Here is a 26948-nt window from a genome sequence, read left to right on the forward strand (position 1 = left end):
ACGAAATGACGGGGCATGATACTGAAACTCGGTTCAGTCTGCCAATAATTTGGTGATTAAAGCGTCATGCCGCTGTTTCTGGCGGCCTAAACGCAGTCTTTCTGCGCGAATAATGGTTTTCAGATCAGATAAAGCCAGATTGAAATCATCATTTACGATTAAATAATCATATTCTGCGTAATGGGTCATCTCGGCGACAGCTTGCGCCATTCGCTTTGCGATAACCTCTTCGCTATCTTGCCCACGGCCCCGCAAGCGGCGATCCAGTTCTTCTTTGGATGGAGGCAAAATAAAAATACTGCGCGCGGTTGGCATTTTGGCACGAATTTGCTGCGCACCTTGCCAGTCGATATCTAAAAATACATCGACGCCGGTTGCTAGAACCTGCTCAATAGCCAGACGTGAGGTGCCATAGTAATTTTCAAAGACTTTGGCATGCTCAAGGAAAGCATCGTCATCAATCATCTGGCAAAACTCTTCTTTAGAAATGAAGAAGTAATGTTCACCGTGATTCTCACCCGGACGTATTGCACGCGTGGTATGCGAAATAGAAACCTGCGTGTCGTACAGCGGTTGTGTTTTTAACAAAGCCTGAATCAGGCTTGATTTCCCTGCCCCACTGGGCGCGGAAACAATGTATAGCGTGCCTTGGACCATGATGACGTTTCAGTTGATTAGGTTGATATACCCTTCTTTCTTGACGTTACAGCGGTGTTAGCGGCCCTCTCTCACCAGAATCACTGACTTTAGTCAGCACATCAGGATTTGCTCGCTTGCTACCTATCCGCAACGCCAATTACTTTGGGTGTATATAGAAAGCAGAAGTGTGAATCTCCGCACAGTATACACGGCTGCTACGCGTGATGCAGCGTTACAACACATTTCACCCGAATGTTTCGACTATAAACAGTTCGATTTTCTGATTTTGCGGCGAAGATTGCGTAATTTCAGCTTGTTGCAGCAAGCTGATAAGTATTGTTCGGTAACGCCCGCATTTATTTTTTTTGGTTCTCGACGAATAAGGTATTTCAGGTTTTACTGCCTGCCACCAAGGAAGGGTGCTGATGAATATGCGGAATTTAAAAATCGTCATACTGTTGATAGCCAGTTTTACACATTGGGCCGCCGGAGCGGGAGCTGCCTGCCCTGAATGGCCGCCAGAAAGAATGTCTGCTGAAATTAATACTCTCAAACAACAACTGGATAAGTGGAGTGTGGCATACCATCAGCAAGGTATTAGTCTGATTGCAGATGATGTTTACGATCAATTACAGGAGAAATTAGCTCTATGGCAGTCATGCCATCGGTTGCCGGATAATTACGGAAACACGCTAATTCCTGGTAATGGGACGTTTCGTCATCCGGTTGCCCATACCGGACTAAAAAAGCTTAAAAATGAAGCTGCATTAGCGAATTGGATGGTGGGGCGGAAAAGTCTCTGGGTTCAGCCAAAAGTGGATGGCGTTGCAGTAACACTGGTGTATCAGGATGGAAAACTAATACAACTGCTCAGTCGAGGAAATGGTTTGAAAGGCCAGAACTGGACTGACAAAGCGCCATTTATTACTGCTATTCCTCAATATATTGCTACCGCTCCTCCTTGGTTAACGCTGCAAGGGGAACTATTCCTGCAAATGGGCGACCACTTACAAGCGTCGTCTGGCGGTGTCAATGCCAGAGCGGCGGTTGCGGGTGCACTTATGCGCAAGTCTCCAGCGGCATTACTGCCTCAATTGGGCATTTTTATATGGGCATGGCCTGATGGGCCAAGCAGCATGGTGGAGAAAGGGGAACTATTGCAGGCGATGGGCTTCCCCTTGACTGCTAAATACAGCAAACCAATAGCATCAAGCCGCGATGTTGCACACTTTCGTCATCACTGGTTTCACACAGCGCTGCCTTTTGTAACTGATGGCGTGGTTATCCGACAGGCAGCGGAACCTGCTGGGCGCAACTGGCAGGCCGTTCCAGGATACTGGGCCGTGGCGTGGAAATACCCCGCACAACAGCAAATTACCGAAATTAAAGATATACATTTTACGATAGGCCGCACCGGTAGAGTGACCGTTGTTTTACTGGTTTCACCAGTAAAAATTGATGATAAATGGATTCGGCGAGTGAATGTAGGTTCAGTCTCTCGTTGGCGGCAATGGGATATTACATCTGGCGATCAAATTATTATCGCATTGGCTGGGCATGGCATTCCACGGCTAGAGAGTGTTGTTTGGCGGGTAAGCCAACGGCAGGAATTCACCCCACCGGCGGGAGACCAATTCCATCAATTGAGTTGTTTTCGCCTTATATCTCCTGAGTGTGAACCACAACTTCTCTCTCGTTTGATATGGCTCAGTGGCCCCAAAGGGCTAGATATACAAAGTATCAGTAGTGGCTATTGGCGAGACCTGATCCATCATGGGCTTATCAATGATTTGGTGGGGTGGCTATCCCTTACTAGAGACCAAATAGCGGGTGTTCCTGGTATAGGGACAGCACGTGCTGAAAATATTTATCAGCAATTTCAAAGCACAAGGCAAAAACCCTTTTCCCAATGGCTACAGGCGTTGGGGTTTGCGCAGGGTATAGTTGTCAATTCTCCGTGGCGGCTACTACAACAACGCAGTATTGCAGAGTGGGGCTTAATACCGGGTATAGGGCCGGTTCGGGCAAAACAAATTACGCGTTTTTTACACCACCCAGAGGTACAAGCTATGGCTGATTTCCTATCGCACCAGAACATTGCAGGGTTTTAGCACGAGGAGTAAATCCGTACAGACCCTGGCTTAATGCTCTGAATGTTCATATTTGAAGATTGGCAGCCCCAGCCGGAATCGTAATGCTAGCAGCCGCGCACTTAACCCTGTGACGAGTGTAATGATAACAACCCAATTATGTGACAGTTGCGTGTATTGCAAAGCAATGTAGATCCAAGCGGCAGCAAATGAGATACCAGCATAGATTTCTTTCTGGAATACCAATGGGATACAGTTACAGAACATATCGCGCAGGACGCCGCCAAAAACGCCGGTAATGACGGCCGCAATAGCGGCAATGATCGTACTGTGGCCCATATCAAGAGCGATTTGTGCACCAATAATAGAGAAAACGATCAGTCCAATCGCATCAAGCACCAAAAACAAATGGCGCAAATGCTTCATTAGCGGGGCCATCCAAGTTGTGACGATTGCAGCAACGGCGACAATAACAATGTATTCAGGGTGTTTAACCCAACCAAGCGGATAATGGCCCAGCAGCATATCTCGGACTGAACCACCACCAATTGCCGTTGCAGATGCAATAATAATGACACCAAACATATCCATTTGGCGGCGGCCCGCAGCCAGTGCCCCGGTCATAGCTTCGGCTGTAATACCAATAATATAAAGAACACTGAGTAGCATAATGAGTCAAATTTCTTAAGGGCAGTAAAGGCCGCAGAGTAGTGACTATGGCTGGCTGTCGCGACTGAGATTTTCTAAGTCATGTGTTTAAGATTACTTTAACTAATCAATTTATAAATTATTTAGCTAATAAATATAGATAAAAAAAGAAAATGTTAATGATAATCCATTAGTAATTATAGGGTAAAAATAGCAGATTAAAGCCCTGTAAGAGCATGCCTGTGCGCCTGTATGATCTTCTTGCCTGATTGCAGAGTCATGCTGCGGGTGGTAGTTTTTATCTTTTATTTCAGTGAGATTTGTTCATGGACAATCGTGTTAATCCGTCGCGTTATCGTGGGGCATTGTTTGCCGGTATGGTTGCTATCGGGGTATTACTGAGCGGTTGTGTTGACAGTGCTGGTCATGCAAACACCGCTGTGGTGAAAGTGGTACCTCCGGCCTGTATTAAAGGTGAGCCGATGACACAAACCACACTCTATTTCGGTTTGAATCGGCCTCATGGTCCCGCTATTTCTATCGCTGAATGGCAGTCTTTTGTCGATAATGATGTGACCAGCCGCTTCAATGAAGGTTTGACCGTAATTGATGCCAAAGGGCAATGGTTAGGAAATAATGGGCAAGTTGCCAAAGAAAGCAGTAAGGCGTTGGTCCTCATTCATAAAGATGGCAAAGAAGGTGCCATCGAAGCTGTGCGTTCCCGCTATAAACAGCAGTTTGCACAAGAATCTGTTATGCGGGTTGATACTACTGTGTGCGTAGATTTCTAACGTCAATTTCAAGCCTTTTATCTTCAATTTACAAGAGATAAAAGGCTGATAGCCCTATTGTTGGTTTAGAGTAAAAGCTTACCTTATTACAAAATAAGCCCTGCAACGGCGGCAGAAAGTAAACTGACCAAGGTTGAACCATAGACCAGTTTTAATCCGAATCGTGAAACGACATTCCCTTGTCGCTCATTTAGCCCTTTGATGGCACCAGCAACAATACCAATTGAGGCAAAGTTAGCAAAAGATACTAAAAAGACAGAAAGGATGCCCAAGCCACGTGGAGACATTTCGGCTGCTACTTTCTTTAACTCAATCATGGCAACGAATTCATTTGCCACCAGTTTGGTCGCCATAATACTCCCTGCTTGCAACGCATCCTGAGTAGGAATGCCGATCAGTAGCGCGAGCGGATAAAATAGATATCCCAGTACTCCTTGGAAACTGATGTTGAATAAGCTACTAAATAAAGCATTAATAGCAGAAATTATGGCAATAAAGCCAATTAACATCGCAGCTATAATCATTGCAATTTTAAAACCAGCCAGAATATATTCACCCAGCATCTCAAAAAAACTTTGGTCTTCATGAAGTTTGTTTAGCTTTAATTCGGGTTCGTCAGCCACTGGGTAAGGATTAATAATAGAGAGGACAATAAAAGTACTAAACATATTCAATATTAACGCAGTTACTACAAACTTTGGCTCAAGCATGGTCATATAAGCACTTACAATCGACATGGATACTGTTGACATCGCCGTTGCTGCCATGGTGTACATTCTACGTGGTGATATATCAGCAATAATTCCTTTGTAAGCAATAAAGTTCTCTGATTGCCCCAAAATCAATGTGCTCACGGCATTGAAAGACTCCAGTTTCCCCATGCCATTTACTTTGGATAACAACGTGCCCACAACCCGTATGATGAGTGGCAATATACGAAAATGCTGTAAAATGCCAATCAGCGCGGAAACGAAAATGATCGGGCAAAGAACGTTCATGAATATAAATGCTAAGCCTTGTTCGTTCATACCGCCAAAAACAAAACTGGTACCGACTGCGGCGAATTTCATCAGAGTTTCAAATAATCCGGCAAAATACTTTATTGCACCCAGGCCACTTTCTGAGTGTAAAAAGAAATAAGCCAGTGCAATTTCTAAAACCAATAACTGAAAAATATAGCGCAGCCTAATATTTTTTCGGTCACGACTGACTAACAAAGCCAGTATTGCAATAGTCATTAACGCTAAAAGAAAGTGCAGAATTTGCAGCATAAAAGAATCCGTCAGGCATAAAGATCAGACAGTATTTTATCCGTAACAGCAGGTTTTTTTCATCTGAAATTCTATCTTCTTGGCAATGTATATTCTATTGAATGCCTTAACTCAGACCTAAACATGCGTATTGTTAAAATTTTTACTGGTTTTCTCATCATTTATCCATTGGGTGACTCACTATTTATCTGCCAGCTTAAGTTGCCATCACTGCGGCAAGCTTAGCGTGTCCTCAATGAGGATTCGGCAGAAATAGCATTATCTGTGTTTAACTAACTCATTGGATGGAATATGAATATGATTAATCTTCCTAGCTGCCGCCCTTTTTCTGAGGCTGGGCACTTATCCCAAATATCGGCGTATTACGAAGAAGAGCGTAATACGATGTGGATGTTGCTGCATGCCCACCCGCGCCCTTGTTTTAATCTGGAGTTAATTGAAAATATTATGACACTTGCACAAGCCGCTAAAGAATCAAAATTACCTTTTGATTTTTGGGTGACGGGTTCGGTGGTACCCAATATGTTTAATGTAGGGGGGGACTTGAACTTTTTCGCGCATATGATTAAAAACCGCAAACGAGAAGCGTTAATGGCCTATGCGCGTGCATGTGTAGACTGTGTTCATGCGGCTTCCCGTGGCTTTGATATTGGTGCCATATCTATTGCGATGATTGAAGGGAGTGCATTAGGTGGGGGGTTTGAGGCAGCATTAGCCCATCATTTTGTTCTGGCACAAACTACAGCCAGAATGGGGTTCCCAGAAATTGCATTTAATCTATTTCCTGGCATGGGAGGCTACTCACTTGTTGCCAGAAAAGCAGGGATGAGAGTCGCAGAACAACTGATTTGGACAGGTGAATCTCATGCTGCGGAATGGTATGAGAGCCGTGGTCTTGTTGATAAGTTATTTCAGCCGGGAGATGCTTATCTTGCGACTCGTACCTTTATAGATACGATCAGGCCAAAGTTAAATGGTATGAGAGCGATGATTAGGGTTCGGCAACGTGTTTTGCAATTAACGCGTTCAGAACTGATGGATATCACGGAGGATTGGGTTGATTCTGCATTTTCTATTGAGCCGAAAGATATAGCCTATATCGAACGGTTGGTTACATTACAAGACCGGCATACTTCGGCAATGCCAAAAGCAATATAGCGTTATACACCTAATCCAGTGGAAGGTGAGGGTGTTGTGTTACCAGCCAATGCTCCAGTTCATCTGCGGGCATTGGTTTGGCGTAAAGAAACCCTTGTTTTTCATCAATGCCAATAGAATCCAGGAATTCCTCTTCCCCTTTAGTTTCCACACCTTCGGCAATTACCCGCATTTTAAGTGCCTCAGCGACAACGATAATGGCTTTAACCAGAGATTGTGAAATCGGATTATTATCAATATCACGTACAAAACTTTGATCCAATTTAATGGCATCAATAGGGATACGAGCCAATTGAGAAAGCGAAGAATAGCCAGTGCCGAAGTCATCCAAATGAACCTGAGCACCCAAGTGACGTAATTGTTTCATGATATTGATGGCCGAATCTTCATCATCGATTAAGCAACTTTCGGTTAATTCAACATCAACCAAACTGGATTCTAATTCGCTGGCTTCAAGAGACTCAATAAAACTGGTTACGATAGCCTCATCAATTAATTGCCGGGCTGATACATTTACCGCCACTCGTAGGTTTATTCCACGTTTCTTCCAATCTACTGCTTGTTGCATCGAAGTTTGCAATACCCATTTGCCCAATGGCCCGATCAACCCGGATTCTTCGGCATAGGAGATAAACTCAAGTGGGGCGATTAAACCGCGCTCGGGTGATAACCATCGGACTAATGCTTCGACACTATGAACTTTACCCGTTTTGGCGGATATCTTGGGTTGGTAAAAAACTTGTAATTGATGTTGTTCTAAACCTTTACGTAAATTGGTATCTAGCCAGACGTATTCAGATACTTTCTTATTCATCTCTTGTGAAAAAATCGAATAGGTCTGTTTTCCATGTTCTTTTGCGGTGTACATGGCAGTGTCTGCGCTACGGATAATATTTTCTAGTGTATCTCCGTGTTCAGGGCACAGTGCTATCCCGATAGAACACCCGGTATATACTTCGATCAATCCTACCCGGAAGGGTAACTTCATGCGGTTGAGAATGCGCTGTGCAGTTGCCTCCAGTAAGTTCATTGAGGCATTCTCCACCAGAACAATAAATTCATCACCGCCTAACCGGGCAAGCATTTCACTTTCACCCAAACAACTTAAAATGGCCAGCGAGACATCTTTGAGTAAGCGATCACCAAACATATGGCCGTAATGGTCGTTAACTTTTTTAAAATTATCGAGATCGAGGTAAATAATGCCGACTGAAGTCTCACCACGAGTTAGGATTGCACTATTAATACGTTCGTGAATAGCGTGGCGATTAGGCAGGCCAGTAATCATGTCGGTATTAGCCAAAATTCGCAAACGCTCTTGTGCACGCCTTTCTTTAGTAATATCAGTACCAGAACAGATAAGGTAACGCTCATTTTTGCCACTACCACTGTGAACAAACTTATTGCGGAATAAAAAGAGGCGTTTCCCTTTTACAGTATTAACCCAACGTTCAACTTCGTAAGATGCACCGCGCTGGAAGAAGCCCTCAATATTTTTGCGCGACGAGGCTCCCTCTTTGGCTGTCATAAACAAGTCGTAAACATTTTTACCAATAACGTCTTGTTCTTTTTTACCGGTATATTCTTCGCTGAGGTGATTGAATCGCTGTACGTAACCATCTTTATCAAGAATCACAATAACAGAGTTAGCTTCAGAAACGACTTGTTCTGCAAAGGAAAGCCCCATCACTAAATCGCGTGCTACCGACTCAGTATCAGCGTACGCGGAGGCGGTTCCACCCCATTCTTTGTCATTAACTTTACGGCCCACCAGATGTAAATGAAGTGGATTACCGTAAATTTCTATTTCAATATCTAAACTGGCAGTAATACCCGTTAAACCCCGAATTTTCATTGTTTGAACGGAATTAAGGGGAATGGCAATATTTGTGGTTCCCTTGATGGCGGATAACTCTAAAGCCTGACTATCAAAAGCCAGTCGCCAAAAAGGGCTATGGGTACCAAAATAGGTCTCTAGGATCGATGTGTTTTGGTCTTGGAACATACGCGATCCCCTAAAAGTGTATATGTGTCTTTTACTTACCTTAGCCAGAAAGGTTAAGCAACGCTATCCCTGACTCACCCTGTTATGATTGCAATTCTGACCCTTATAAAACACCCCGGCCTAAACTGACCAACCAATAAAGTATATGTGTAATTTCTTCAGGCCTGATATTAGATAGTAGCCATAAACATATTAAATGCTCTTTCTGCTTTCACATTGTGGCATAGGAAGAAAGTTAAATATTGGGAAATGCTCTATATTTTAAATGGTTACAGTAAATTATGTTAGATCTTATCATTGATAAAATAATGAAGAAGAGTTGCTTGTTCACCGAGGGCTGTATGGTTTTTGGTGGGTTAACGTCATTACAACTGCAAAGTGGTAAGCAATTAGAGTATTTCATTCTCAGATGGAATGATAATACCCTAATCATAGTTATGATTTATCTGCGATCTTTTTCAGGTATTCATTGTTTTTAAATGCGATCATGATCATCTCAAAACAGATTCGAGTCGCAAGAGCACCGCCAAGGATGCTAAGAAATCCGCCGATGACACTGGTATTTATCATTACGAATACGCCGGAAATAATGATAAATACCAGTAAAAGCCAATATAAACCGGTAAGAATCTTGGGTGTCAGCAGAGCATCGAAAAAAAGTACATTCTTAAGCATTACTAAATCCTTCTTATTTGAGCGTTAAAATTCCCGTAGGGATTATGCATTAGCTTTAAACTTCATACCATACACAAACCCTTACAAATATTTTGGAGTTATAACAATCAGATGATTCTCGTTATTACTGCTCAAATCGGGTACTTTTTTACTCAAAGTTCAGTATCATGCCAACACCGACCTCTTCAATATTGACTGCGTTGGCTAGGGCTATTTTGGCTTTAAGATCAGTGCAATGGCAGGGATAAATTGCTTGAGCATTGAGTTGTTTAAAATAATCAGATGTTCTGGATAGAATATCACTGCTGGCATTTAATAGATGAAACCCACCAATGACTGCGCGGACACGTTTATCGTTGGTAACTTTAATCGCATAATCGATAATATTGCAGATGCCGGAGTGAGAGCAGCCCGTGATAATGACGATACCTTCAGGGCTGGTATAAACTATTGCACTGTCATCGGTAACAAAATCTTCAACTTTATGCCCGCAACAATCGACAGTTTTACCAACAGGCTCTAGCCCTTCAAAATCGTTGTTACGCGCAATCTCCCCTAAAAAGAGTAAATTATCGGTAAGGTAATATACCCCAGGTTGTTCGACCCGTTCGAAAAGCGTCGGATAACCATCTGCCGGTAAATTAGCCCCTATAGATTTATCTTCATAGTATTTCGGCAGAAAGGCATTGGGATGAGCAACAATCTTTATTTTCTTGGCATCTTGATGGTTTACCCGATCAAGATACTGTGCAAGGTGGTTTAGCCCCCAGCTATGGTCGTTATGCCCATGAGAAAGGACAATACTGTCTATCTCAGTCAGGTTAATGCCTAAAATAGCCGCATTACTCAGAAAAACATCGGAGTAACCGGTATCAAAAAGAAATGATTTTCCGTCAATTCGTAAGTGATAGCAGACACCTGGTTCGGCGGTAAGGTACTTATCTATCAAGGTATTATTATCAACTAATACGGTTAACTGCATTTTCCCTTCCTTTTGCTATTTTATCCCCTGATTTTTCACCAATGCCAATACCTTTGTTTTTTCTTCTGGTGATAACGCCATAAACGCTAACATCATGTCTGCTAATACATCGTCGGCGGTATAGAAGTACGCTAGCGGTATTTGCAACACATCTGCGAGTTGTTGGGCAACCTCCATGCTAGCTTCATGTACACCTTTCTCGTAACGATTTATACGTGTACTTGCTTCAAATTCATCAATCCCGGCAGCAATACCAAGCTTTTTTGGGATAGCCCTTTAGCAAGTCGCACCAGCTTAAGTCGTTGACAAAAAACACTATGGTAATCAGATTCTATTTTCATGACTACGATATTCGTAGTTTTGGCTTGAATTGGATACTACGAATAACGTAATTATAGAAATGGCAGCAGATTAAATAGAAAATAGCCCGCGTTAACGGGCTTTAAAGACATTTTTTCGAGGTGCTGAAATGTGGTGATAATTCACTCGGTGCAATCGGTTTTTTAAGTGGATTAATTTAGATAAGATATTGTTATTATGTGTTTTTATTTGAAAACGTCATTGTGTATCTAAAGTTCGCGTGTTAAGTAATGGGACTTATTTTTTGCTCAGCTTCTTAGTGGCCGATTCCAGTTGTTTGATGCTTTTTTCTGGCGTAGGAAGATTTTCCGGCATAGTCCCACCTAATTCTTCGATTGTTTGTCGAACCTTTTGGCCCACATTAAAATGAGTCTGATTTGCTTGCTGTTTTGATTTTACCTGATCTCTACGGAGTTTCTCTTCCGCCTGTGTTGCTCTAAATAGGTTAGCTGCAAGTTCTGTAGAACCCATATGGTCGAGAATTTTTTGACTCTTTTTAAGGCCCTTGCGTTGGTGGATAGATTTTTGATCTAACCCACCATATAAGCCTTGATAACCATGATTTTGGAAGACTGCGAAATCCAACGTTGTTTCGACCCCTGCCTGTTGTGCTGTCTCCACCAGATGTTTGTTATGTTCTTTCAATTCATTACGCAGAAATAGCCGTTTTTCGTTCTCGCGTAGTTTTTTGAAGATTTCATCATCTGCAAGTTCTTGCCGCCTAGTTTGGATAGCAAAGTATGTTTGCCCGGAAGCAATCACCGGCTTGCTTGGATCACCATTTTGTACAACGAGATAGCATGCATACCTAGATAAATGGACATCATCTAACTCGCGTTGTGCTCCAGAGCCTAGAATTACCTTCTTGGTGGATTCAACGAAATGGTCTGATACATTTTGATCACTAGTTTCACAGGCTTGCGCGGCCTTAGATAAAACATTCTGGAAGTTCCTCCAATCCCTGTAATCCAGTAAAGGCGCTAAATCCCTTGCTGACCAATGCTCGTTATTATCATCACTGTGCAGACGAAGGCTTTCAAACGTTTGATGGTGTTCGTTCATGTTAATCTCCATTTTAACGAGACGATAGGTACTCTGTACTTGTGGGAAATTTTACGCTATCAGCATATGCGCTGAGTCGGTACATTCTCTGTGTACTAACGAAGAAAGGAAACTGTAGATTGGATGAAATTTCATAAGTGCGAGGAGGGAGTAAAGCCCGCGTTAACGGGCTTTAAAGACATTTTTTGCGATGTGCTAAAAGTTACTCGATATTCTGAATCTGCTCGCGCATTTGCTCGATCAGTACTTTCAGTTCGATAGCGGAGTTGGTCACGTCGGCATTGATAGACTTTGATGCCAGCGTATTCGACTCGCGGTTAAATTCTTGCATCATAAAATCAAGGCGGCGGCCTACCGCTTCTTTCTTCTTCAGAATATTGTGCGTTTCTTTAACGTGCGCTTCCAGGCGATCTAGCTCTTCGGCAACATCGACACGTTGCGCCATCAGCACCAATTCTTGCTCCAGACGGGTATTTTCCAGTTGGACTTGCGCTTCTTCCAGCTTATTGAGCAAGCGCTCACGTTGCCACTGCAAGATATTTGGCATATGTGCACGGACTTTAATCACTTCCGCGCTAACACCATCAAGGCGCTGTTCGATAAGGGTTTTCAGTGCCGCCCCTTCGGTTTCGCGGGACACGATAAAGTCATCCAGCACGATATCCAATGCTTGCATTAGCTCGGTACTGATTGCGTCCAGATCCTGCTCTTCAGCGGCCATGACACCCGGCCAGCGCAGAATATCCACCGGATTTATCTCGCCTTCATCACTTTGCATTTTGACCCAGTTACCGGCTTCAACTAACTGCTTTGCCAGTTTTTCATTAAGGATCAGAGAGCTTTGTGCGTTGGCATCCAGTTCAAAACGCAGGTTACACTCGATTTTGCCGCGCGTTAAGCGGCCACGGATGCGTTCGCGGATAACCGGTTCCAGACTGCGAAATTGTTCAGGTAAGCGAATATAAGTTTCTAAATAGCGTTGGTTAACGGAACGCAGCTCCCAGGCTGCGCTACCCCATTCACCCTTAATATCACGCCGAGCGTAAGCGGTCATGCTGCGGATCATTGTTGCGTACCCGTTTTAAAGAAAAGATGCAGCGATTATAGCCTCCGAGGCGCAGGCAGGATAGGCATTACATCACTAAGGCCGTATAATACGCGACCAATATCGATTTAAAGCCGGAGAAAGCCCATGCGTCCAGCAGACCGAGCAGCACAACAAGTCCGCCCACTCACACTGACCCGTAATTACACGAAACACGCTGAAGGTTCAGTATTGGTTGAGTTTGGCGATACCAAAGTATTGTGTACCGCCACGGTCGAAGAGGGTGTTCCGCGCTTTCTCAAAGGCCAAGGGCAGGGCTGGATAACGGCTGAATATGGTATGTTGCCGCGTGCTACTCATAGCCGTAATGCCCGTGAAGCCGCGAAAGGTAAACAAGGTGGCCGTACTTTAGAGATTCAACGCCTGATTGCCCGTTCTTTACGTGCTGCGGTTGATTTGAAAAAATTAGGTGAGTTCACTATCACCTTAGACTGCGATGTGTTGCAGGCTGACGGTGGTACCCGTACCGCGTCAATCAGTGGTGCTTGTGTGGCTCTGGCCGATGCACTGAATAAACTGGTCGCTGCGGGTAAATTGAAAGCGAACCCGATGAAAGGTCTGGTTGCTGCGGTTTCTGTTGGTATCGTTAAAGGCGAGGCGCTTTGCGATCTGGAATATGTAGAAGATTCTGCCGCAGAAACGGATATGAATGTAGTGATGATGGAAGATGGCCGGATGATTGAGGTGCAGGGCACCGCAGAAGGCGAACCATTCAGTCATGAAGAACTCTTGGCGTTGCTGGCTCTGGCCCGTGGGGGGATAGAGACTATCTTCCAGGCACAGAAAGCAGTGTTAGCACAATAATTGATTAAGGCGACTTGCTAGTCGCCTTTTTTTTGCCTGCAATTTAGGTATCGAGTCAGTCAATAAAGCAATTAACAAGAACAGTCACAATCTGGAGAGGAGAAGTACCCATGAAAGCCTATCAGCGCGATTTTATCGAGTTTGCGCTTAACAAACAGGTGTTGAAGTTTGGCGAGTTTACCCTGAAGTCTGGGCGGATTAGCCCCTATTTCTTTAATGCCGGATTGTTTAATACCGGGCTGGATCTGGCAAAACTTGGGCGTTTTTACGCCGCTGCCTTAGTGGATTGTGGTGTGGAGTTCGACCTGTTGTTCGGGCCAGCATACAAAGGTATCCCGATTGCGACGACGACAGCTGTTGCATTAGCAGAGCATCACGAGCGCGATGTGCCTTACTGTTTTAACCGTAAAGAAGCGAAAAATCACGGGGAAGGCGGCAGTCTGGTAGGTAGCCCTCTACAAGGCCGAGTCATGCTGGTGGATGATGTAATAACCGCTGGTACTGCTATTCGTGAATCAATGGAGATTATCAACGCACAGGGCGCGACCCTGGCTGGTGTAATGATTTCATTGGACCGTCAGGAACGTGGTCGTGGTGAGATTTCAGCGATTCAGGAAGTTGAACGTGATTACCACTGCAAAGTGATTGCGATTGTTACGTTGAGTGATGTGATCAGTTATCTGGAAGAAAAACCGGAAATGGCTGATCATCTGGCGGCTGTGCGTGAATATCGCAAAAAATACGGTATCTAGTCACTATACGGTTAAGCCAGCAAAAAGGGCCAAATGGCCCTTTTATCGTTTTTTGACTACCCCGGCTGAGGTTTATTGCAACTGTGCCACAATCAGTGGCCAGCGGGCGTCAAACTCTTGTGTTGGCCGATAGCGGAACTCTGAGCGGACAAAGCGCGAAAGCATCCCTTCACAAAATGCCAGCAGTTGAGTTGCTAATAGTGCTTCATCATGTATAAAACCTTGCCCATCACGCAGCTTTTTCTCGCGCAAAACTTGGCGTAATTGCACTTCAATACGTTCAAACAGTTGATTAATCCGCCCTTGCAGACGATCTTGTTCAAACATCAGTGCATGACCGGTCATGATTCGGGTCAGGCCGGGGTTGCGTTCTGCAAACCCTAATACCAACAGCAGGATTAGCCGGAGGCGATTAAACGTCTCTTTTTCATCTTGCAGAATCAAATTAATGCGGGACATCAGACTATCTTCAATAAACTCGATCAGGCTATCGAACATCCGCGTTTTACTGGGGAAATGCCGATAAAGCGCTGCTTCAGAAACCCCCACATTGGCGGCAAGTTTAGCGGTAGTAATGCGTTGGCTGCCGTCACTGGATTCCAGCATCTGCGCTAAAGCCTGCAAGATTTCCTCGCGCCTGTTCCTTTTCGTATTTTGTTTTTCTGCCATGTCCGAGTAGACCCTTGCTAAAAATGACGTAATAACAAAAACCCAAATATCGGCCGCACTGGGTACCAAGCCCCGGCGGCTTATGTGATAGCTTTTTTACGATATTGAGGTCTAGGGTAGGTTATTGGCGCCCAGAATGACCAAAACCACCAGTACCACGTTCACTTTGGTCAAAATCTTCAACCAAATTGAATTCTGCTTGTACTACGGGAACAAACACCATCTGAGCGATACGTTCGCCGGGTTCGATGGTAAAGGCCTGTTGACCCCGGTTCCATACCGAGACCATCAATTGCCCCTGATAATCGGAATCGATAAGCCCCACCAGATTACCAAGAACCACCCCATGTTTATGCCCTAAACCCGAGCGAGGTAGAATGACGGCGGCCAAAGCACTATCGCCGATGTGTATGGCTAAGCCGGTAGGTAGCAATGTGGTTTGCCCCGGCAGTAAATCAACTGCTTCGTCCAGACAGGCACGTAAATCCAATCCGGCAGAGCCTTCTGTCGCATAGGTTGGTAAAGGAAATTCATTGCCAACACGTGGGTCCAGAATTTTAATGTCGATTTTTTTCATCATAACGGCTGACAATCTCGTCTATTAAACGCTGACTGAGGAGGTGTTTATCGCTGAGCGGTAAACGTTTCTCTCCAGCCAGCCAAAAAAGGTGCAAGGCATTGGTATCACTGTTAAAACCATGCTCTGCGAGCGATACATCATTAGCGCAAATCAGATCCAGCTTCTTCCGCGCCAGTTTTTGTCGCGCGTATTCTTCCACATTCTGGGTTTCGGCAGCAAATCCAACAACAAATGGACGATTTTTAGCCATCGAAGCCACACCGGCAACAATATCCGGGTTTTTCACCAACTTAAGGGTAATTTCATCACCCTGCTTTTTTATTTTCTCATTAGAAACTTGCTCTGCACGGTAATCCGCTACCGCAGCACAAGAAATAAAAATATTCTGCTGGGCTGCAGTGTTCTGCACTGCCTGTTGCATCTCAAGAGCACTGACAACATCAATGCGATTAACACCCGTTGGCGTGGAGAGATTAACCGGGCCTGCAATCAGTGTGACCTTAGCGCCTCTCGCTGCGGCGGCCTGAGCAATCGCAAAGCCCATCTTGCCCGAACTTTGATTACTGATAAAGCGCACCGGATCAAGTGCTTCACGCGTTGGCCCTGCGGTAATCATGACACTCAAATGTTGCAGGTCTTGTTTTACAGAAAAATGACTGTCTGCCAGCGCGACGATTTCCAGTGGGTCCAGCATTCTTCCTGGCCCCACATCACCACAAGCCTGGCTGCCGCTGTCCGGCCCCCACAGCAACATCCCGCGATTAGTGAGCGTCTGCAAGTTTGCCTGAGTGGCCGCAGCACGGTACATCTGTTGATTCATAGCCGGAACAGCCGCAATAGGGGCTGCTGTGGCCAGGCAAACCGTAGTGAGGAGGTCATTTGCCATCCCTGCCGCAACCCTGGCCAGCAAATCAGCCGTAGCCGGGGCCATGATGACCAGATCAGCCCATTTACCCAACTCAATATGGCCCATGGCGGCTTCTGCCGCCGGATCGAGCAAATCATCTGAGACGGGATAACCCGAGACTGCCTGCAACGTGAGTGGCGTAATGAACGCTTTGGCGGCGGTCGTCATCACCACCCGCACCTCTGCGCCCCTGTCGCGCAAGCGGCGTACCAGCTCAGGAGATTTATACGCGGCAATACCCCCGCTAATCCCGAGCACAATATGTTTGCCGGAAAGTCCCGTCATCATGATTGTCCGAATGAAAGCTGTAAGAGGCAATATTTTAGCATAACCGTCGAGCAGATTAGCTATCGGGCTGTCGCTTGATGCCATCAATCATCAAATTTGCGAAGCGTTTCGCATGCACTAAATCATGAGTTCGCCAGGCAGAAAGCCTTCTGTCATGCTGCACGCGCTGTTCAGGGATTACAGGAGCCAAAGGATGGATGAATGGTATGGGCAGATAGCCCCAAGGGAAAAATTACTGAAATATGGTGCTGCTGTACTAACCGATGCCGAGTTACTCGCGATTTTTCTGCGTACCGGTATTCCCGGAATGCACGTAATGCAGATGGCTGAATATCTGATTGAAGAGTTCGGCTCACTTCATGGGCTGATGTCGGCGGATTATCAGACGTTATGTGCTCAAAAAGGGATTGGCTCATCTAAATACAGCCAAATTCAAGCCATTGCAGAACTGGCCTGCCGTTGCTTTTCATCCCACCTGATGCGGGAAAGTGTTCTGCAAAATCCCGAAATTACCCAAAAATTTCTGCAAAATATTCTTTCCCATCGCGAACGAGAGATTTTTTTAGTCATGTTTTTGGATAACCAGCATCGTGTTATTCGCCATGAGGAGATGTTTACTGGTACCATCAGCAGCGTTGAGGTTCATCCGAGAGAAATTGTGCGTGAAGCGCTGAAGGTTAATGCCGCCGCGCTGATTCTGGCGCATAATCACCCCTCGGGTAAGGCTGAACCGAGCCAAGCCGACCGTTTGATTACTACGCAGGTGATAAAAGCCTGCTCATTATTAGATATTCGGGTGCTCGATCATTTAGTGGTTGGCCGGGGTGAATGTGTCTCATTTGCTGAACGCGGATGGCTTTAGAGCAATAATAATTGATCCTTTCGGGATCTTTAGCTGTTCGGGACTTGAGCACTTACGCTTCAGAGCGTATACTACGCCACCTTTGAGAATCTTGGGTTTGGCGTGAAGAGCCTATCTCAGCAGGTTTATAGCCTGGTGACAGGGGTTTCTGACCTGATGACAGTGAGTCTTCTCAGTGAATTTGCTGAGATGGGCTCTAAAGCCTGACGAGGCGGCCAAATCCTATACGAAGCTCGAGCTGATTTGATTTTTGGAGAATAGACATGTCCCGAGTCTGCCAAGTTACTGGCAAGCGCCCGGTGAGCGGTAACAACCGTTCCCACGCAATGAACGCGACCAAACGCCGTTTTCTGCCGAACCTTCACTCTCACCGTTTTTGGGTTGAGGGCGAGAAGCGCTTTGTAACTCTGCGTGTATCTGCTAAAGGTATGCGTGTTATTGATAAGAAGGGTATCGAAACGGTCTTGGCCGAAATTCGCGCCCGCGGTGAGAAGTATTAAGGAACTGAATCATGGCTAAAGGTGTTCGCGAGAAGATCAAGCTGGTTTCTTCTGCTGGTACTGGTCACTTCTATACCACTACGAAGAACAAGCGTACTAAGCCGGAAAAATTGGAATTGAAGAAATTCGATCCAGTTGTCCGTCAACACGTGATCTATAAAGAAGCTAAAATTAAATAATTTTAATTTTGGTGGATTATGAAAACCCGGCTTCGGCCGGGTTTTTTATTATATAAAGTTCAGTGAGATACGTTTAGGGAGGTTACATGCCTGAATTACCAGAAGTTGAGACCAGCCGACGCGGGATCGAACCTTATCTTGTCGGCCAAACCATTCTTTACGCGGTGGTCAGAAATGCCCGTTTGCGTTGGCAGGTGTCCGATGAAATTCTGGCATTGAGCGATCAACCGGTGCTCAGTGTTCAGCGTCGGGCCAAGTATTTATTGATAGAACTGCCAACTGGCTGGATTATCGTCCATTTGGGGATGTCAGGTAGCTTACGGATATTGTCTGACGAAACTGAAGCTGAAAAACACGATCATGTCGATTTGGTTATCAGTAATGGCAAAATATTGCGTTATACCGACCCACGGCGCTTTGGTGCCTGGTTGTGGGCAAAAGACCTTGAAAGCAGCAATGTATTAGCGCATTTAGGGCCAGAACCACTGAGCGATGAATTTTCTCCCCAATACCTGTTTGATAAATCACGGAATAAACGCACCGTGATTAAACAGTGGCTGATGGATAACAAAGTGGTGGTTGGCGTTGGCAATATTTATGCCAGTGAATCTTTGTTTGCCGCAGGTCTTTTACCTGACCGTGCTGCTGGTTCATTAACCAACGCTGAAATTGTACTGTTAGTGGCCACAATAAAAGCCGTGTTGCTGCACTCTATTGAACAGGGGGGCACCACATTGCGCGACTTTCTACAGTCAGATGGTAAGCCAGGTTACTTTGCGCAGGAGTTGCAGGTGTACGGGCGGGCGGGCGAGCCATGTCGCCGTTGTGGGCATCTGATTGAAATTGCGAAGCATGGGCAGCGCAGCACGTTTTTTTGCCGCCACTGCCAACATTAATCGTATACCCTCGTATTTGACGCCGCAGGGTTGTGGGCTACGTTCGCTTACCGCTAGCCTGCAACTCCAATGGCTTCGGCGATATAGGGTTGCATAAATAAAAGGGTCAGGCCAGTTTAGTCATCAGCGCTGCGGTGACGGGGGCAGGAAGGAACGGTGTGATATCGCCGCCATGGCGTGCCACTTCCTTCACCAACGAGGAAGAGATAAACGACCATTTCTCTGATGGCATCAGGAAGACACTTTCCAGTTTGGGCATCAGGTGGCGGTTCATATTGGCCAGTTGCCATTCATACTCAAAGTCTGACACTGAGCGTAAGCCTCGAACCAAAATATTAGCATCGTGTTTTTTGGCAAATTCAGCCATCAGTTCGCTGAATCCTAAAACTTCGACATTCTTCAACGGAGCTGTTACTTCCTTTGCTAATGCGACGCGTTCTTCCAGTGTAAACATCGGTTTTTTGCTGGAACTGTCGGCAATAGCCAGGATGACATGGCTGAACATGGCTGCGGCACGTGTCACTAAGTCCAAATGCCCATTGGTTATGGGGTCAAATGTCCCCGGATAGATGGCTTTGGTGGTCATGAGTTCTCGCTTTTCTGATATTGGTGGCTCAATGCCCACAGAGCCGCATATTTATTAAAGGTATATTGCGCGTTTACTACTGCCAGCAATAGCCCTTGTTTACCATCGAGGAAACCTGCACGTAATAACCATGTCTTACAGAAAGCCCCAAGAGTATGGCTGAGAATAGAGAAGTAGCTACAACTCTTACCTTGCTGATGGCGTTGAGTCGCCCACGCTTCGGCATAACTCAGTTGTTTACGTTGAAAAGCAAAGAAATCACGACAAGTCAGATGCAATAAATCACCGCTCAACGGGATAACTTTTGCTGAGCCGCTATTAAGCGATTCATGTACTAAATTATCGTTATATTGGAATTGATGATGCGGATATAACCGGGTGACTCGATCTGGATACCAGCCACTGTGGCGCATAAAACGACCTAAAAATAGATTCCGCCGGGCGCAGCTATAAACCGCGCCTTCCTCCGGTGTAATAAGTACCGCTTCAATAGCAGTTTTAAGCTCAGGAGTCACCCGTTCATCGGCATCCAGCATCAGAATATAATCGCCACTGGCATACTGTTGGGCTAATTGCCGCTGTTTGCCATAACCCGGCCATTGCGCATTACTGTATACTTTCGCGCCATATTGCTGGGCCAGCGCGATGGTTTCATCTTCACTGCCTGAATCCAATACCACTATTTCATCAGCCCAACTCACCGATGCCAGGCAATCCGCTAGCAATGAGGCTTCATTCTTGGCAATCATCACCACTGACAGGCGTTTTCTTGCACTCATTTAGTGGCTCCGTTGTGGCAGATAAGGCTCCAACAAGTGTAATAACCGTTGTAGTGCACCCTGGTTTTCATGCAACACGTCAACTGCATGGCGGCCATAATAAAGGCGGCAATCTTCATCCGTGAGTAGCACGGTGATTTCTTTTACCAGCGATAGGGTATCCGTCACGGTGATCAACCCTTCAGCCTGTTCCAGCTTGGCACAGATGTCTTTAAAGTTAAATGTATGTGGCCCCATCAGCACAGGGATGGCATGGGCTGCTGCTTCAAGCGGATTATGACCACCACGCTCAACCAGGCTTCCACCGACAAAAGCCAGATCGGCAATGCCATATAACAGCATCAGTTCACCCATGGTATCGCCAATCACAACCTGTGTACTGCCAGAAGGAATTTCCCCCTTGCTACGTAAGGTGTAACTCAGCCCTGCTTTCTCCGTCAGTTCAACCGCTTTCGGGAAGCGTTCGGGGTGGCGAGGAACCAAAATCAGCAATAATGTCGGGAAGTGTTGCAGTAATTGGTGATGAGCTTCCAACAAAATGGCTTCTTCCCCATCATGGGTACTGGTTGCAATCCACACTGGGCGATGCGGCGCCCATTGGCGTCGTAATGTTACAGCTCTGGCTGCTAATTCAGGGGTGACGGAAATATCAAACTTTAGGCTGCCCGTTACCGTCAACTGAGAGCGTTTGAGGCCCAGTTCAATGAACCGGTCACCATCTTCTTGATTTTGTGCGGCAATCAGCGTGATACGTTGCAGCATATTACGGATAAAGCTACCGATTTTCTTATAGCCAGCGGCAGAACGGGCAGAAAGGCGGGCATTGGCAATCACCAGCGGGATTTTGCGGTGATGCAGTGCATTAATAAGGTTCGGCCACAATTCTGTTTCCATGATAATGACCAGCTTAGGATTGACCTGATCAAGAAAGCGGTTCACAGAGCCGGGGAGGTCGTAAGGCAGATAAACATGGTGAACATCTTTACCAAACGCAGATTGGACACGCTCAGAACCTGTCGGTGTCATCGTGGTCACGGTAATGGGCAATGATGGGTAGCGGTGACGCAATGCTCTGACTAAAGGGATCGCGGCCAGTGTTTCACCGACTGAAACTGAATGCAGCATGATACCGCCAGCGACAACTTTACCGGCACAAAAACCATAACGTTCACCCCAGCGCTTGCGATAAGCGGGGGCTTTACGGCTACGTAACAGCAACCGCAGCCAGATCAAAGGTTGAATAAGGTAGAGTAGTACCTGATATAAACGCAGCAACATTCTATCAATTTCATTTATATGGATTATTAAGAATAATACCATATTTGAGCAAGAAAGGCTCTTTTCAACTGGGTCAGCCCGATAGCCAGAGCAGGGCCAGTCTATTCATAAAAAAGAATATAATTTTTAACAATTTTCAGTAATTGAGCAGCGATAAAATTGATTTTACCTACTCTCAAATGAGAGTAATTATCATTATTGTTTTTCGTCGTGAATGGTGTAGCCGTAGATATCATTAGGTTATATTTTAATGATATTTTTATCTAGGAATGCGCTTCTTTTTAGCGATATATCTCAGTTTCTTACCGGCTTTACTTTGATAGAAGAGAATTTAGCAATTAATGGCGTAAGCAGAGGAATTGGTGAGTGGCTATTAGGTAGATATCAGCGAGTGACTTACTTAATTATTTAAATAATCAATTAGGGATTCTTAACAATTAGATGCCGAAGTTAATTGAAGCGCTGTATTAGCCGCCATCCTTTGTTAGATAATATGCGAGAAAGATAATCAGATAACCCACAACAATCAACTCTGATAATTACCAGAGTCGATTGTTATTACATGATAAATATCGGCAGGTAGAATTCCTGGCACGAATAAATCACTGGAAACAAACAATAGGCGCTTATGAAATCAGTGCTTCCAATCGTGCCATAATAGTTTCAGCCGTAATTGTATCCATACTTTTTTGTTCGGAAATCACCGCAATCTGGTTTTTCCCATAACCGCCAATTAACCCAGGGTCGGTAGGGCCGAATAGAGTAATATTCGGGCGATCCAACGCTGCGGTTAGGTGGCTGAGGCCGGTATCAACGGAAACAACAGCTTTTGCGCCAGCCAGAACCTCTGCTACCTGCTGGAGACTGAGTTTAGGCAAGACCTCGACATGCGGGAAATGCTCCGCTAATCGTAAAGCACGTTGATACTCATGTTCCGCCCCCCACGGTAACTTGATTTTTAAACCGGTGGGGGCAACCAGCTCGATCAATTGCAGCCAATGGCTTTCAGGCCAGTGCTTGTTGTCTCTGGTCGTTGCGTGCAGAAAAACCAAATACTGACCAGCATCGCCAGGTAACTGGTTTAAAAAGCGCTGCGCGATAGCATAGTCGCCATAACTGTCTGGTTTATCATAACCCAGACTTTTGGCAAACAGTTGGCGTATGCGCTCAACCGCATGTTGTTTGGTGTCAATTTCATGGCGGCAGTTATAAAACCAACTGGCAAATGGCTCACGGGCACTTTTGCAATCCGGGCCATGTCTAACCCCTTTGGCAATACGGGTAATCAGCGCGGCACTTTTAATTAGCCCCTGAGCATCGATCACCAAATCATAATGGCGTTGCTGCACAACACGTTTAAAATCGCAGCGTTCCTGCCGGGTATCACTACCAAACCAATTTTTACGCCAACGGCGGATGGCCACCGGAATCACTTTATCCACTGCCGGATGCCAACTTGGGATCTGACTAAATCCTTCCTCTACTACCCAATCAAAGCGAATATCTGGAAGGGCATTCATCGCATCGGTCAGTGCGGGCAACGTGTGTAAAACGTCGCCCATCGAAGAGGTTTTAACGATTAATACATGCATTAATCGGCCTCACTGACAGAGTTTTGGCAAGCGGATAATTGTTTCTCAAGGGCCGCCATCACTTGTTCTGGCTGGATATCAATCAAACTCTGATGATAGCCCTGCACGCTATCGCCTTTGCGCACTTTGTGATAGCCGGTAATTAGGCGAATGACAGTGGCTTTATCAGACAGTGGTGGGGTGAAGTCCGGGCTACTTGGGCCATATAAGGCCACTAATGGTTTATTTAATGCGGCAGCAACATGCATTAGACCGGAGTCATTACTGACTACCGCGCTACAGGCCGCAATCAATACCACCGCTTGCTCCAGCGATGTTTGCCCTGCCAGATTGAGGCAATATTCGCGGGAGTTTTCGCCCAAAGTCTGGCGGATCTCTTCGCCGGCTTCACTATCTTTAGCTGAACCTAATAAAACGACTTGATAGCCAGCATCAATCAGTTTCTGTGCCAGAGTGGCATAGTGATAATGCGGCCAGCGTTTTGCCGGGCCAAACTCAGCTCCTGGGCAGAAACCTACGATTGGCCGGTTATCTGTCAAATTGAATGACGCGGTAATCTCGGCAATTTCTTCATCCCGAACCTGCAATTGCGGCCATAGCAAAGGTTGCGGTAAATCATCGGCTGAGTGGATTTTTTCTTTATCATAGGCCAGTGCAACATAGCGCTGAACCATCATAGGGAAGGCTTGTTTATCCAGAATACGCATATCATTGAGCAAGAAGTAGCGCATTTCGCCACGCCAGCCAATACGTTGCTTAATCCCTGAAAAATAAGGTATCAGGGCGGATTTAAACGAGTTTGGCAGCACATAGGCGCGATCATAGCCGGTTTCACGTAAGGCTAAACCCAAGCGACGACGTTCATCAAAAGCAAAAGCCCCGTGCCCTAAGGGCATTGGGATTGCATGACGCACTTCTGGCATTCTGGCCAAAAGCGGACGGCACCACGCGGGTGCCATCACATCAATATCTGCTGCCGGATATTCGGCCTTCAGGGTACGGTAAAGACTTTGCGACATCATCATATCGCCAACCCAAGAAGGGCCGATGACCAGTATTTTCATACCGTTTATCAATTCCTTGCAGCAAGTAATTTAGACTGAGCGATTGAGCCAGGCCAGATATTCTTTGACGCCTTCAGCGACTGTTTTGAACGGCTTGTCGTAACCAGCAGTACGCAGCTTGGTGAGGTCAGCTTGGGTGTATGCCTGATAACGGCCTTTCAACTTTTCAGGGAATTCAATGTATTCCACTGGCCCACTATGGTGGAAGTCTACTACGGCATCGGCAACAGCCTGGAAAGATTCTGCGCGCCCGGTACCACAGTTGAAAATGCCGGAAACATTGTTTTGCCAGAACCACAGGTTAACGTCAGCCACATCACCCACATAGATGAAATCGCGTTTGAAGTTTTCACTGCCGGAGAAGAGTTTAGGATTCTCACCTGCGTTGATCTGGTTATTCAAGTGGAAGGCAACGCTTGCCATGCTACCTTTGTGGCCTTCACGTGGACCATAAACGTTGAAATAACGGAAACCACAAATCTGCGAATCAGCTTGCGGCAGAATCTCGCGCACATACTGATCAAACAAGAATTTGGAATAACCATAAACATTGAGTGGTTGTTCGTACTGGCGATCTTCGATGAAATTATCGGTACGCCCGCCATACGTGGCAGCAGAAGAGGCATATAAGAACGGAATGCCGCGATCCAGACAGAAGTGCAGGATATCTTTAGAGTATTGATAGTTGTTATCCATCATGTACTTGCCATCCCACTCGGTGGTGGAAGAACAGGCACCCTCGTGGAAAATGGCTTCGATCTCACCCATATCATCACCGGCAACAATGCTGGCAACAAAATCTTCTTTATCCATGTAATCAGCGATATCCAGATCAACCAAATTGACGAATTTAGTGCCGTCTTTCAGGTTATCAACAACCAGAATATCTTTATAACCGATATTATTCAGTGCCTTAACGATGTTGCTGCCAATGAAACCGGCGCCGCCAGTGACGATAATCATCAGGTTCACCCTTGCTAATCTTCTTGGTCGGGCACAATGCCCCACACTCTAGTTGGCGTTATCATAACATTTCATAGGATAGCGCACAGCCGCAAGGGGCTTAATCTCACGGTTTCTATGCGGCTTTAGGATTGTTCGCCGTGATATGTGCTGCATTTTTTATAATATAAGACAAGGTTCCTCGTCAGCTCGCTCACTAATCAGTAAAATGTACTGTGAAATTGCCCATCCTGGAGATAACTGAATGTCCCTGCCATTTAATCGACACCCTTTTTATCAGCAATTAGAAGAACAACTCATAACTACCCATGCTGAAGGGTTGTATAAAAACGAGCGCATTATCACTTCCGCCCAGCAAGCAGATATTGCTGTAGCTGATGGAAGCCACGTAATTAATTTCTGCGCCAATAACTATTTGGGCTTGGCCAACCATCCAAGGCTTATCGCAGCCGCTAAGCAAGGCATGGATACTCATGGCTTTGGTATGGCGTCGGTTCGTTTTATTTGTGGTACGCAAGACACGCATAAAGAGCTGGAGCAGAAGCTGGCCAGTTTCCTCGGTATGGAAGATGCCATTCTTTACTCTTCTTGCTTTGATGCTAACGGCGGTCTGTTTGAAACCCTGCTCGGGCCAGAAGATGCCATTATTTCTGATGCGCTGAATCATGCCTCGATCATTGATGGTGTACGGTTATGTAAAGCCAAGCGCTACCGTTATGCCAATAACGATATGAGCGAACTGGAAGTCCAACTCAAACAAGCCAAAGCAGATGGCGCGCGTCATATTATGATTGCCACTGACGGCGTGTTCTCAATGGATGGTGTCATTGCCAACCTGAAAGGTGTTTGCGATCTGGCTGATGAGTATCAGGCATTAGTGATGGTCGATGACTCCCATGCCGTGGGCTTTGTGGGTGCTAATGGCCGTGGTACTCATGAATACTGCGAAGTAATGGATCGCGTTGATATTATCACCGGTACTTTGGGTAAAGCACTGGGTGGGGCGTCAGGCGGCTATACCGCGGGTCGTAAAGAAGTGGTTGAGTGGTTGCGCCAGCGTTCACGGCCTTATTTGTTCTCAAACTCGCTGGCTCCGGCAATCGTTGCCGCCTCAATTGAAGTGTTATCACTCCTGGAAGACGGTGCTGAACTGCGTGACCATTTATGGGCGAACGCGCGTTTATTCCGCGAGAAAATGAGTGCCGCCGGATTCACATTGGCTGGCGCTGATCATGCAATTATTCCGGTCATGCTGGGTGAAGCCAAGCTGGCGCAGGAGTTTGCCAATGCCTTGCTGAAAGAAGGTATTTACGTCACCGGCTTCTTCTATCCGGTGGTGCCAAAAGGTCAGGCTCGTATTCGTACCCAAATGTCGGCTGATCATACGACAGAGCAAGTCGAGCGGGCTATTGAAGCCTTTGTGCGTATTGGCAAACAACTTAACGTTATTGCGTAAGGAATGT

The 26948-nt window shown here is 45.8% G+C and carries 27 protein-coding genes and 1 pseudogene; 10 read left to right on the plus strand and 18 right to left on the minus strand.

Annotation, left to right across the window (positions count from 1 at the left end; genetic code table 11):
* Positions 1-33 precede the first annotated feature (33 nt).
* The gene (gmk, locus tag A6J67_RS03610) at positions 34-657 is read right to left on the minus strand and encodes a guanylate kinase (RefSeq protein ID WP_005191120.1); all 624 of its coding nucleotides are present in this window, start codon (positions 655-657) and stop codon (positions 34-36) included.
* A 407-nt stretch (positions 658-1064) separates the two neighbouring features.
* On the opposite strand from gmk, the gene ligB reads away from it, so the two are divergent.
* Positions 1065-2750, plus strand: coding sequence for an NAD-dependent DNA ligase LigB (gene ligB / locus A6J67_RS03615; protein WP_042568879.1), 1686 nt, complete (start codon positions 1065-1067; stop codon positions 2748-2750).
* Between the two features lie 30 nt (positions 2751-2780).
* Here ligB and A6J67_RS03620 read toward each other — a convergent pair whose 3' ends face one another.
* Positions 2781-3398 carry a trimeric intracellular cation channel family protein gene (locus A6J67_RS03620; RefSeq protein ID WP_005191115.1) on the minus strand — a complete coding sequence of 206 codons (618 nt, stop codon included), beginning with the start codon at positions 3396-3398 and terminating at the stop codon, positions 2781-2783.
* Positions 3399-3703: 305 nt separating this feature from the next.
* Between A6J67_RS03620 and A6J67_RS03625 the strand changes: the two genes are divergently transcribed.
* Positions 3704-4168 carry a DUF3574 domain-containing protein gene (locus A6J67_RS03625; protein ID WP_005191112.1) on the plus strand — a complete coding sequence of 155 codons (465 nt, stop codon included), beginning with the start codon at positions 3704-3706 and terminating at the stop codon, positions 4166-4168.
* Between the two features lie 86 nt (positions 4169-4254).
* Here the strand turns inward: A6J67_RS03625 and A6J67_RS03630 are convergent, their stop codons facing one another.
* Positions 4255-5439, minus strand: a complete 1185-nt coding sequence (locus A6J67_RS03630; RefSeq protein ID WP_042568881.1) for a NupC/NupG family nucleoside CNT transporter — start codon at positions 5437-5439, stop codon at positions 4255-4257.
* A gap of 291 nt (positions 5440-5730) precedes the next feature.
* Here A6J67_RS03630 and A6J67_RS03635 point away from each other — a divergent pair, with 291 nt between their 5' ends.
* Positions 5731-6597 carry a crotonase/enoyl-CoA hydratase family protein gene (locus A6J67_RS03635; protein ID WP_032907602.1) on the plus strand — a complete coding sequence of 289 codons (867 nt, stop codon included), beginning with the start codon at positions 5731-5733 and terminating at the stop codon, positions 6595-6597.
* A gap of 10 nt (positions 6598-6607) precedes the next feature.
* On the opposite strand, the gene pdeR is transcribed toward A6J67_RS03635, so the two are convergent.
* From pdeR to A6J67_RS03665, 6 genes and pseudogenes are all read right to left on the minus strand, one after another.
* Entirely contained in the window at positions 6608-8602 is a 1995-nt protein-coding gene (pdeR, locus tag A6J67_RS03640) for a cyclic di-GMP phosphodiesterase (RefSeq protein WP_042568882.1), read from the minus strand.
* A 435-nt stretch (positions 8603-9037) separates the two neighbouring features.
* Positions 9038-9277 carry a DUF4282 domain-containing protein gene (locus tag A6J67_RS03645; RefSeq protein WP_005191100.1) on the minus strand — a complete coding sequence of 80 codons (240 nt, stop codon included), beginning with the start codon at positions 9275-9277 and terminating at the stop codon, positions 9038-9040.
* Between the two features lie 148 nt (positions 9278-9425).
* Positions 9426-10259 carry an MBL fold metallo-hydrolase gene (locus tag A6J67_RS03650; protein ID WP_005191097.1) on the minus strand — a complete coding sequence of 278 codons (834 nt, stop codon included), beginning with the start codon at positions 10257-10259 and terminating at the stop codon, positions 9426-9428.
* A gap of 15 nt (positions 10260-10274) precedes the next feature.
* Positions 10275-10600 (minus strand): annotated as a pseudogene (locus A6J67_RS03655) (helix-turn-helix domain-containing protein).
* Positions 10601-10856: 256 nt separating this feature from the next.
* Positions 10857-11681 carry a DNA damage-inducible protein D gene (gene dinD, locus A6J67_RS03660; protein ID WP_050288837.1) on the minus strand — a complete coding sequence of 275 codons (825 nt, stop codon included), beginning with the start codon at positions 11679-11681 and terminating at the stop codon, positions 10857-10859.
* A gap of 202 nt (positions 11682-11883) precedes the next feature.
* Positions 11884-12747: a YicC/YloC family endoribonuclease gene (locus A6J67_RS03665; RefSeq protein ID WP_005191086.1), complete on the minus strand. Its 864-nt coding sequence runs from the start codon at positions 12745-12747 to the stop codon at positions 11884-11886.
* Between the two features lie 126 nt (positions 12748-12873).
* Between A6J67_RS03665 and rph the strand changes: the two genes are divergently transcribed.
* Both rph and pyrE read left to right on the plus strand, forming a co-directional pair.
* The gene (rph, locus tag A6J67_RS03670) at positions 12874-13590 is read left to right on the plus strand and encodes a ribonuclease PH (protein WP_005191083.1); all 717 of its coding nucleotides are present in this window, start codon (positions 12874-12876) and stop codon (positions 13588-13590) included.
* Positions 13591-13700: 110 nt separating this feature from the next.
* Entirely contained in the window at positions 13701-14342 is a 642-nt protein-coding gene (pyrE, locus tag A6J67_RS03675; protein WP_005191079.1) for an orotate phosphoribosyltransferase, read from the plus strand.
* Between the two features lie 72 nt (positions 14343-14414).
* Here the strand turns inward: pyrE and slmA are convergent, their stop codons facing one another.
* The 3 genes from slmA to coaBC all read right to left on the minus strand — a co-directional run bounded on the left by slmA (position 14415) and on the right by coaBC (position 16786).
* Positions 14415-15011, minus strand: coding sequence for a nucleoid occlusion factor SlmA (gene slmA, locus A6J67_RS03680; RefSeq protein WP_005191076.1), 597 nt, complete (start codon positions 15009-15011; stop codon positions 14415-14417).
* Positions 15012-15132: 121 nt separating this feature from the next.
* Positions 15133-15591, minus strand: a complete 459-nt coding sequence (gene dut, locus A6J67_RS03685) for a dUTP diphosphatase (RefSeq protein WP_042568893.1) — start codon at positions 15589-15591, stop codon at positions 15133-15135.
* Positions 15569-16786 carry a bifunctional phosphopantothenoylcysteine decarboxylase/phosphopantothenate--cysteine ligase CoaBC gene (gene coaBC, locus A6J67_RS03690; RefSeq protein WP_050297718.1) on the minus strand — a complete coding sequence of 406 codons (1218 nt, stop codon included), beginning with the start codon at positions 16784-16786 and terminating at the stop codon, positions 15569-15571. Before coaBC ends, dut begins: the two co-directional genes overlap by 23 nt.
* A gap of 193 nt (positions 16787-16979) precedes the next feature.
* On the opposite strand from coaBC, the gene radC reads away from it, so the two are divergent.
* From radC to mutM, 4 genes are all read left to right on the plus strand, one after another.
* Complete coding sequence (gene radC, locus A6J67_RS03695; protein WP_005190652.1) at positions 16980-17648, plus strand: RadC family protein; 669 nt, start codon at positions 16980-16982, stop codon at positions 17646-17648.
* 263 nt (positions 17649-17911) lie between these two features.
* A complete protein-coding gene (rpmB, locus tag A6J67_RS03705) occupies positions 17912-18148 on the plus strand; it encodes a 50S ribosomal protein L28 (protein WP_005164747.1) in 237 nt (78 codons plus the stop codon).
* 11 nt (positions 18149-18159) lie between these two features.
* A complete protein-coding gene (rpmG, locus tag A6J67_RS03710; RefSeq protein ID WP_004392084.1) occupies positions 18160-18327 on the plus strand; it encodes a 50S ribosomal protein L33 in 168 nt (55 codons plus the stop codon).
* Positions 18328-18413: 86 nt separating this feature from the next.
* Positions 18414-19223 (plus strand): bifunctional DNA-formamidopyrimidine glycosylase/DNA-(apurinic or apyrimidinic site) lyase, encoded by an 810-nt coding sequence (gene mutM / locus A6J67_RS03715; RefSeq protein ID WP_050297719.1) that lies wholly within the window; start codon positions 18414-18416, stop codon positions 19221-19223.
* Positions 19224-19329: 106 nt separating this feature from the next.
* Here the strand turns inward: mutM and coaD are convergent, their stop codons facing one another.
* The 6 genes from coaD to rfaD form a co-directional block, all read right to left on the minus strand.
* Positions 19330-19809, minus strand: a complete 480-nt coding sequence (coaD, locus tag A6J67_RS03720; protein ID WP_042568895.1) for a pantetheine-phosphate adenylyltransferase — start codon at positions 19807-19809, stop codon at positions 19330-19332.
* Positions 19806-20588 carry a glycosyltransferase family 2 protein gene (locus tag A6J67_RS03725; RefSeq protein WP_005190634.1) on the minus strand — a complete coding sequence of 261 codons (783 nt, stop codon included), beginning with the start codon at positions 20586-20588 and terminating at the stop codon, positions 19806-19808. The genes coaD and A6J67_RS03725 overlap by 4 nt, the downstream gene beginning before the upstream one ends.
* Complete coding sequence (gene waaA, locus A6J67_RS03730) at positions 20589-21866, minus strand: lipid IV(A) 3-deoxy-D-manno-octulosonic acid transferase (RefSeq protein ID WP_032907537.1); 1278 nt, start codon at positions 21864-21866, stop codon at positions 20589-20591.
* A 626-nt stretch (positions 21867-22492) separates the two neighbouring features.
* Complete coding sequence (gene rfaC, locus A6J67_RS03735) at positions 22493-23458, minus strand: lipopolysaccharide heptosyltransferase RfaC (protein WP_032907535.1); 966 nt, start codon at positions 23456-23458, stop codon at positions 22493-22495.
* The gene (gene rfaF, locus A6J67_RS03740) at positions 23458-24522 is read right to left on the minus strand and encodes an ADP-heptose--LPS heptosyltransferase RfaF (protein WP_042568898.1); all 1065 of its coding nucleotides are present in this window, start codon (positions 24520-24522) and stop codon (positions 23458-23460) included. Before rfaF ends, rfaC begins: the two co-directional genes overlap by 1 nt.
* A gap of 30 nt (positions 24523-24552) precedes the next feature.
* Positions 24553-25485, minus strand: a complete 933-nt coding sequence (gene rfaD, locus A6J67_RS03745) for an ADP-glyceromanno-heptose 6-epimerase (protein WP_050297720.1) — start codon at positions 25483-25485, stop codon at positions 24553-24555.
* 244 nt (positions 25486-25729) lie between these two features.
* Here rfaD and kbl point away from each other — a divergent pair, with 244 nt between their 5' ends.
* A complete protein-coding gene (gene kbl, locus A6J67_RS03750) occupies positions 25730-26941 on the plus strand; it encodes a glycine C-acetyltransferase (RefSeq protein WP_050297721.1) in 1212 nt (403 codons plus the stop codon).
* Positions 26942-26948: the final 7 nt, after the last annotated feature.

Source organism: Yersinia sp. FDAARGOS_228 (genome assembly GCF_002073315.2).
In the GTDB taxonomy this organism is placed as follows: Bacteria; Pseudomonadota; Gammaproteobacteria; order Enterobacterales; family Enterobacteriaceae; genus Yersinia; species Yersinia intermedia.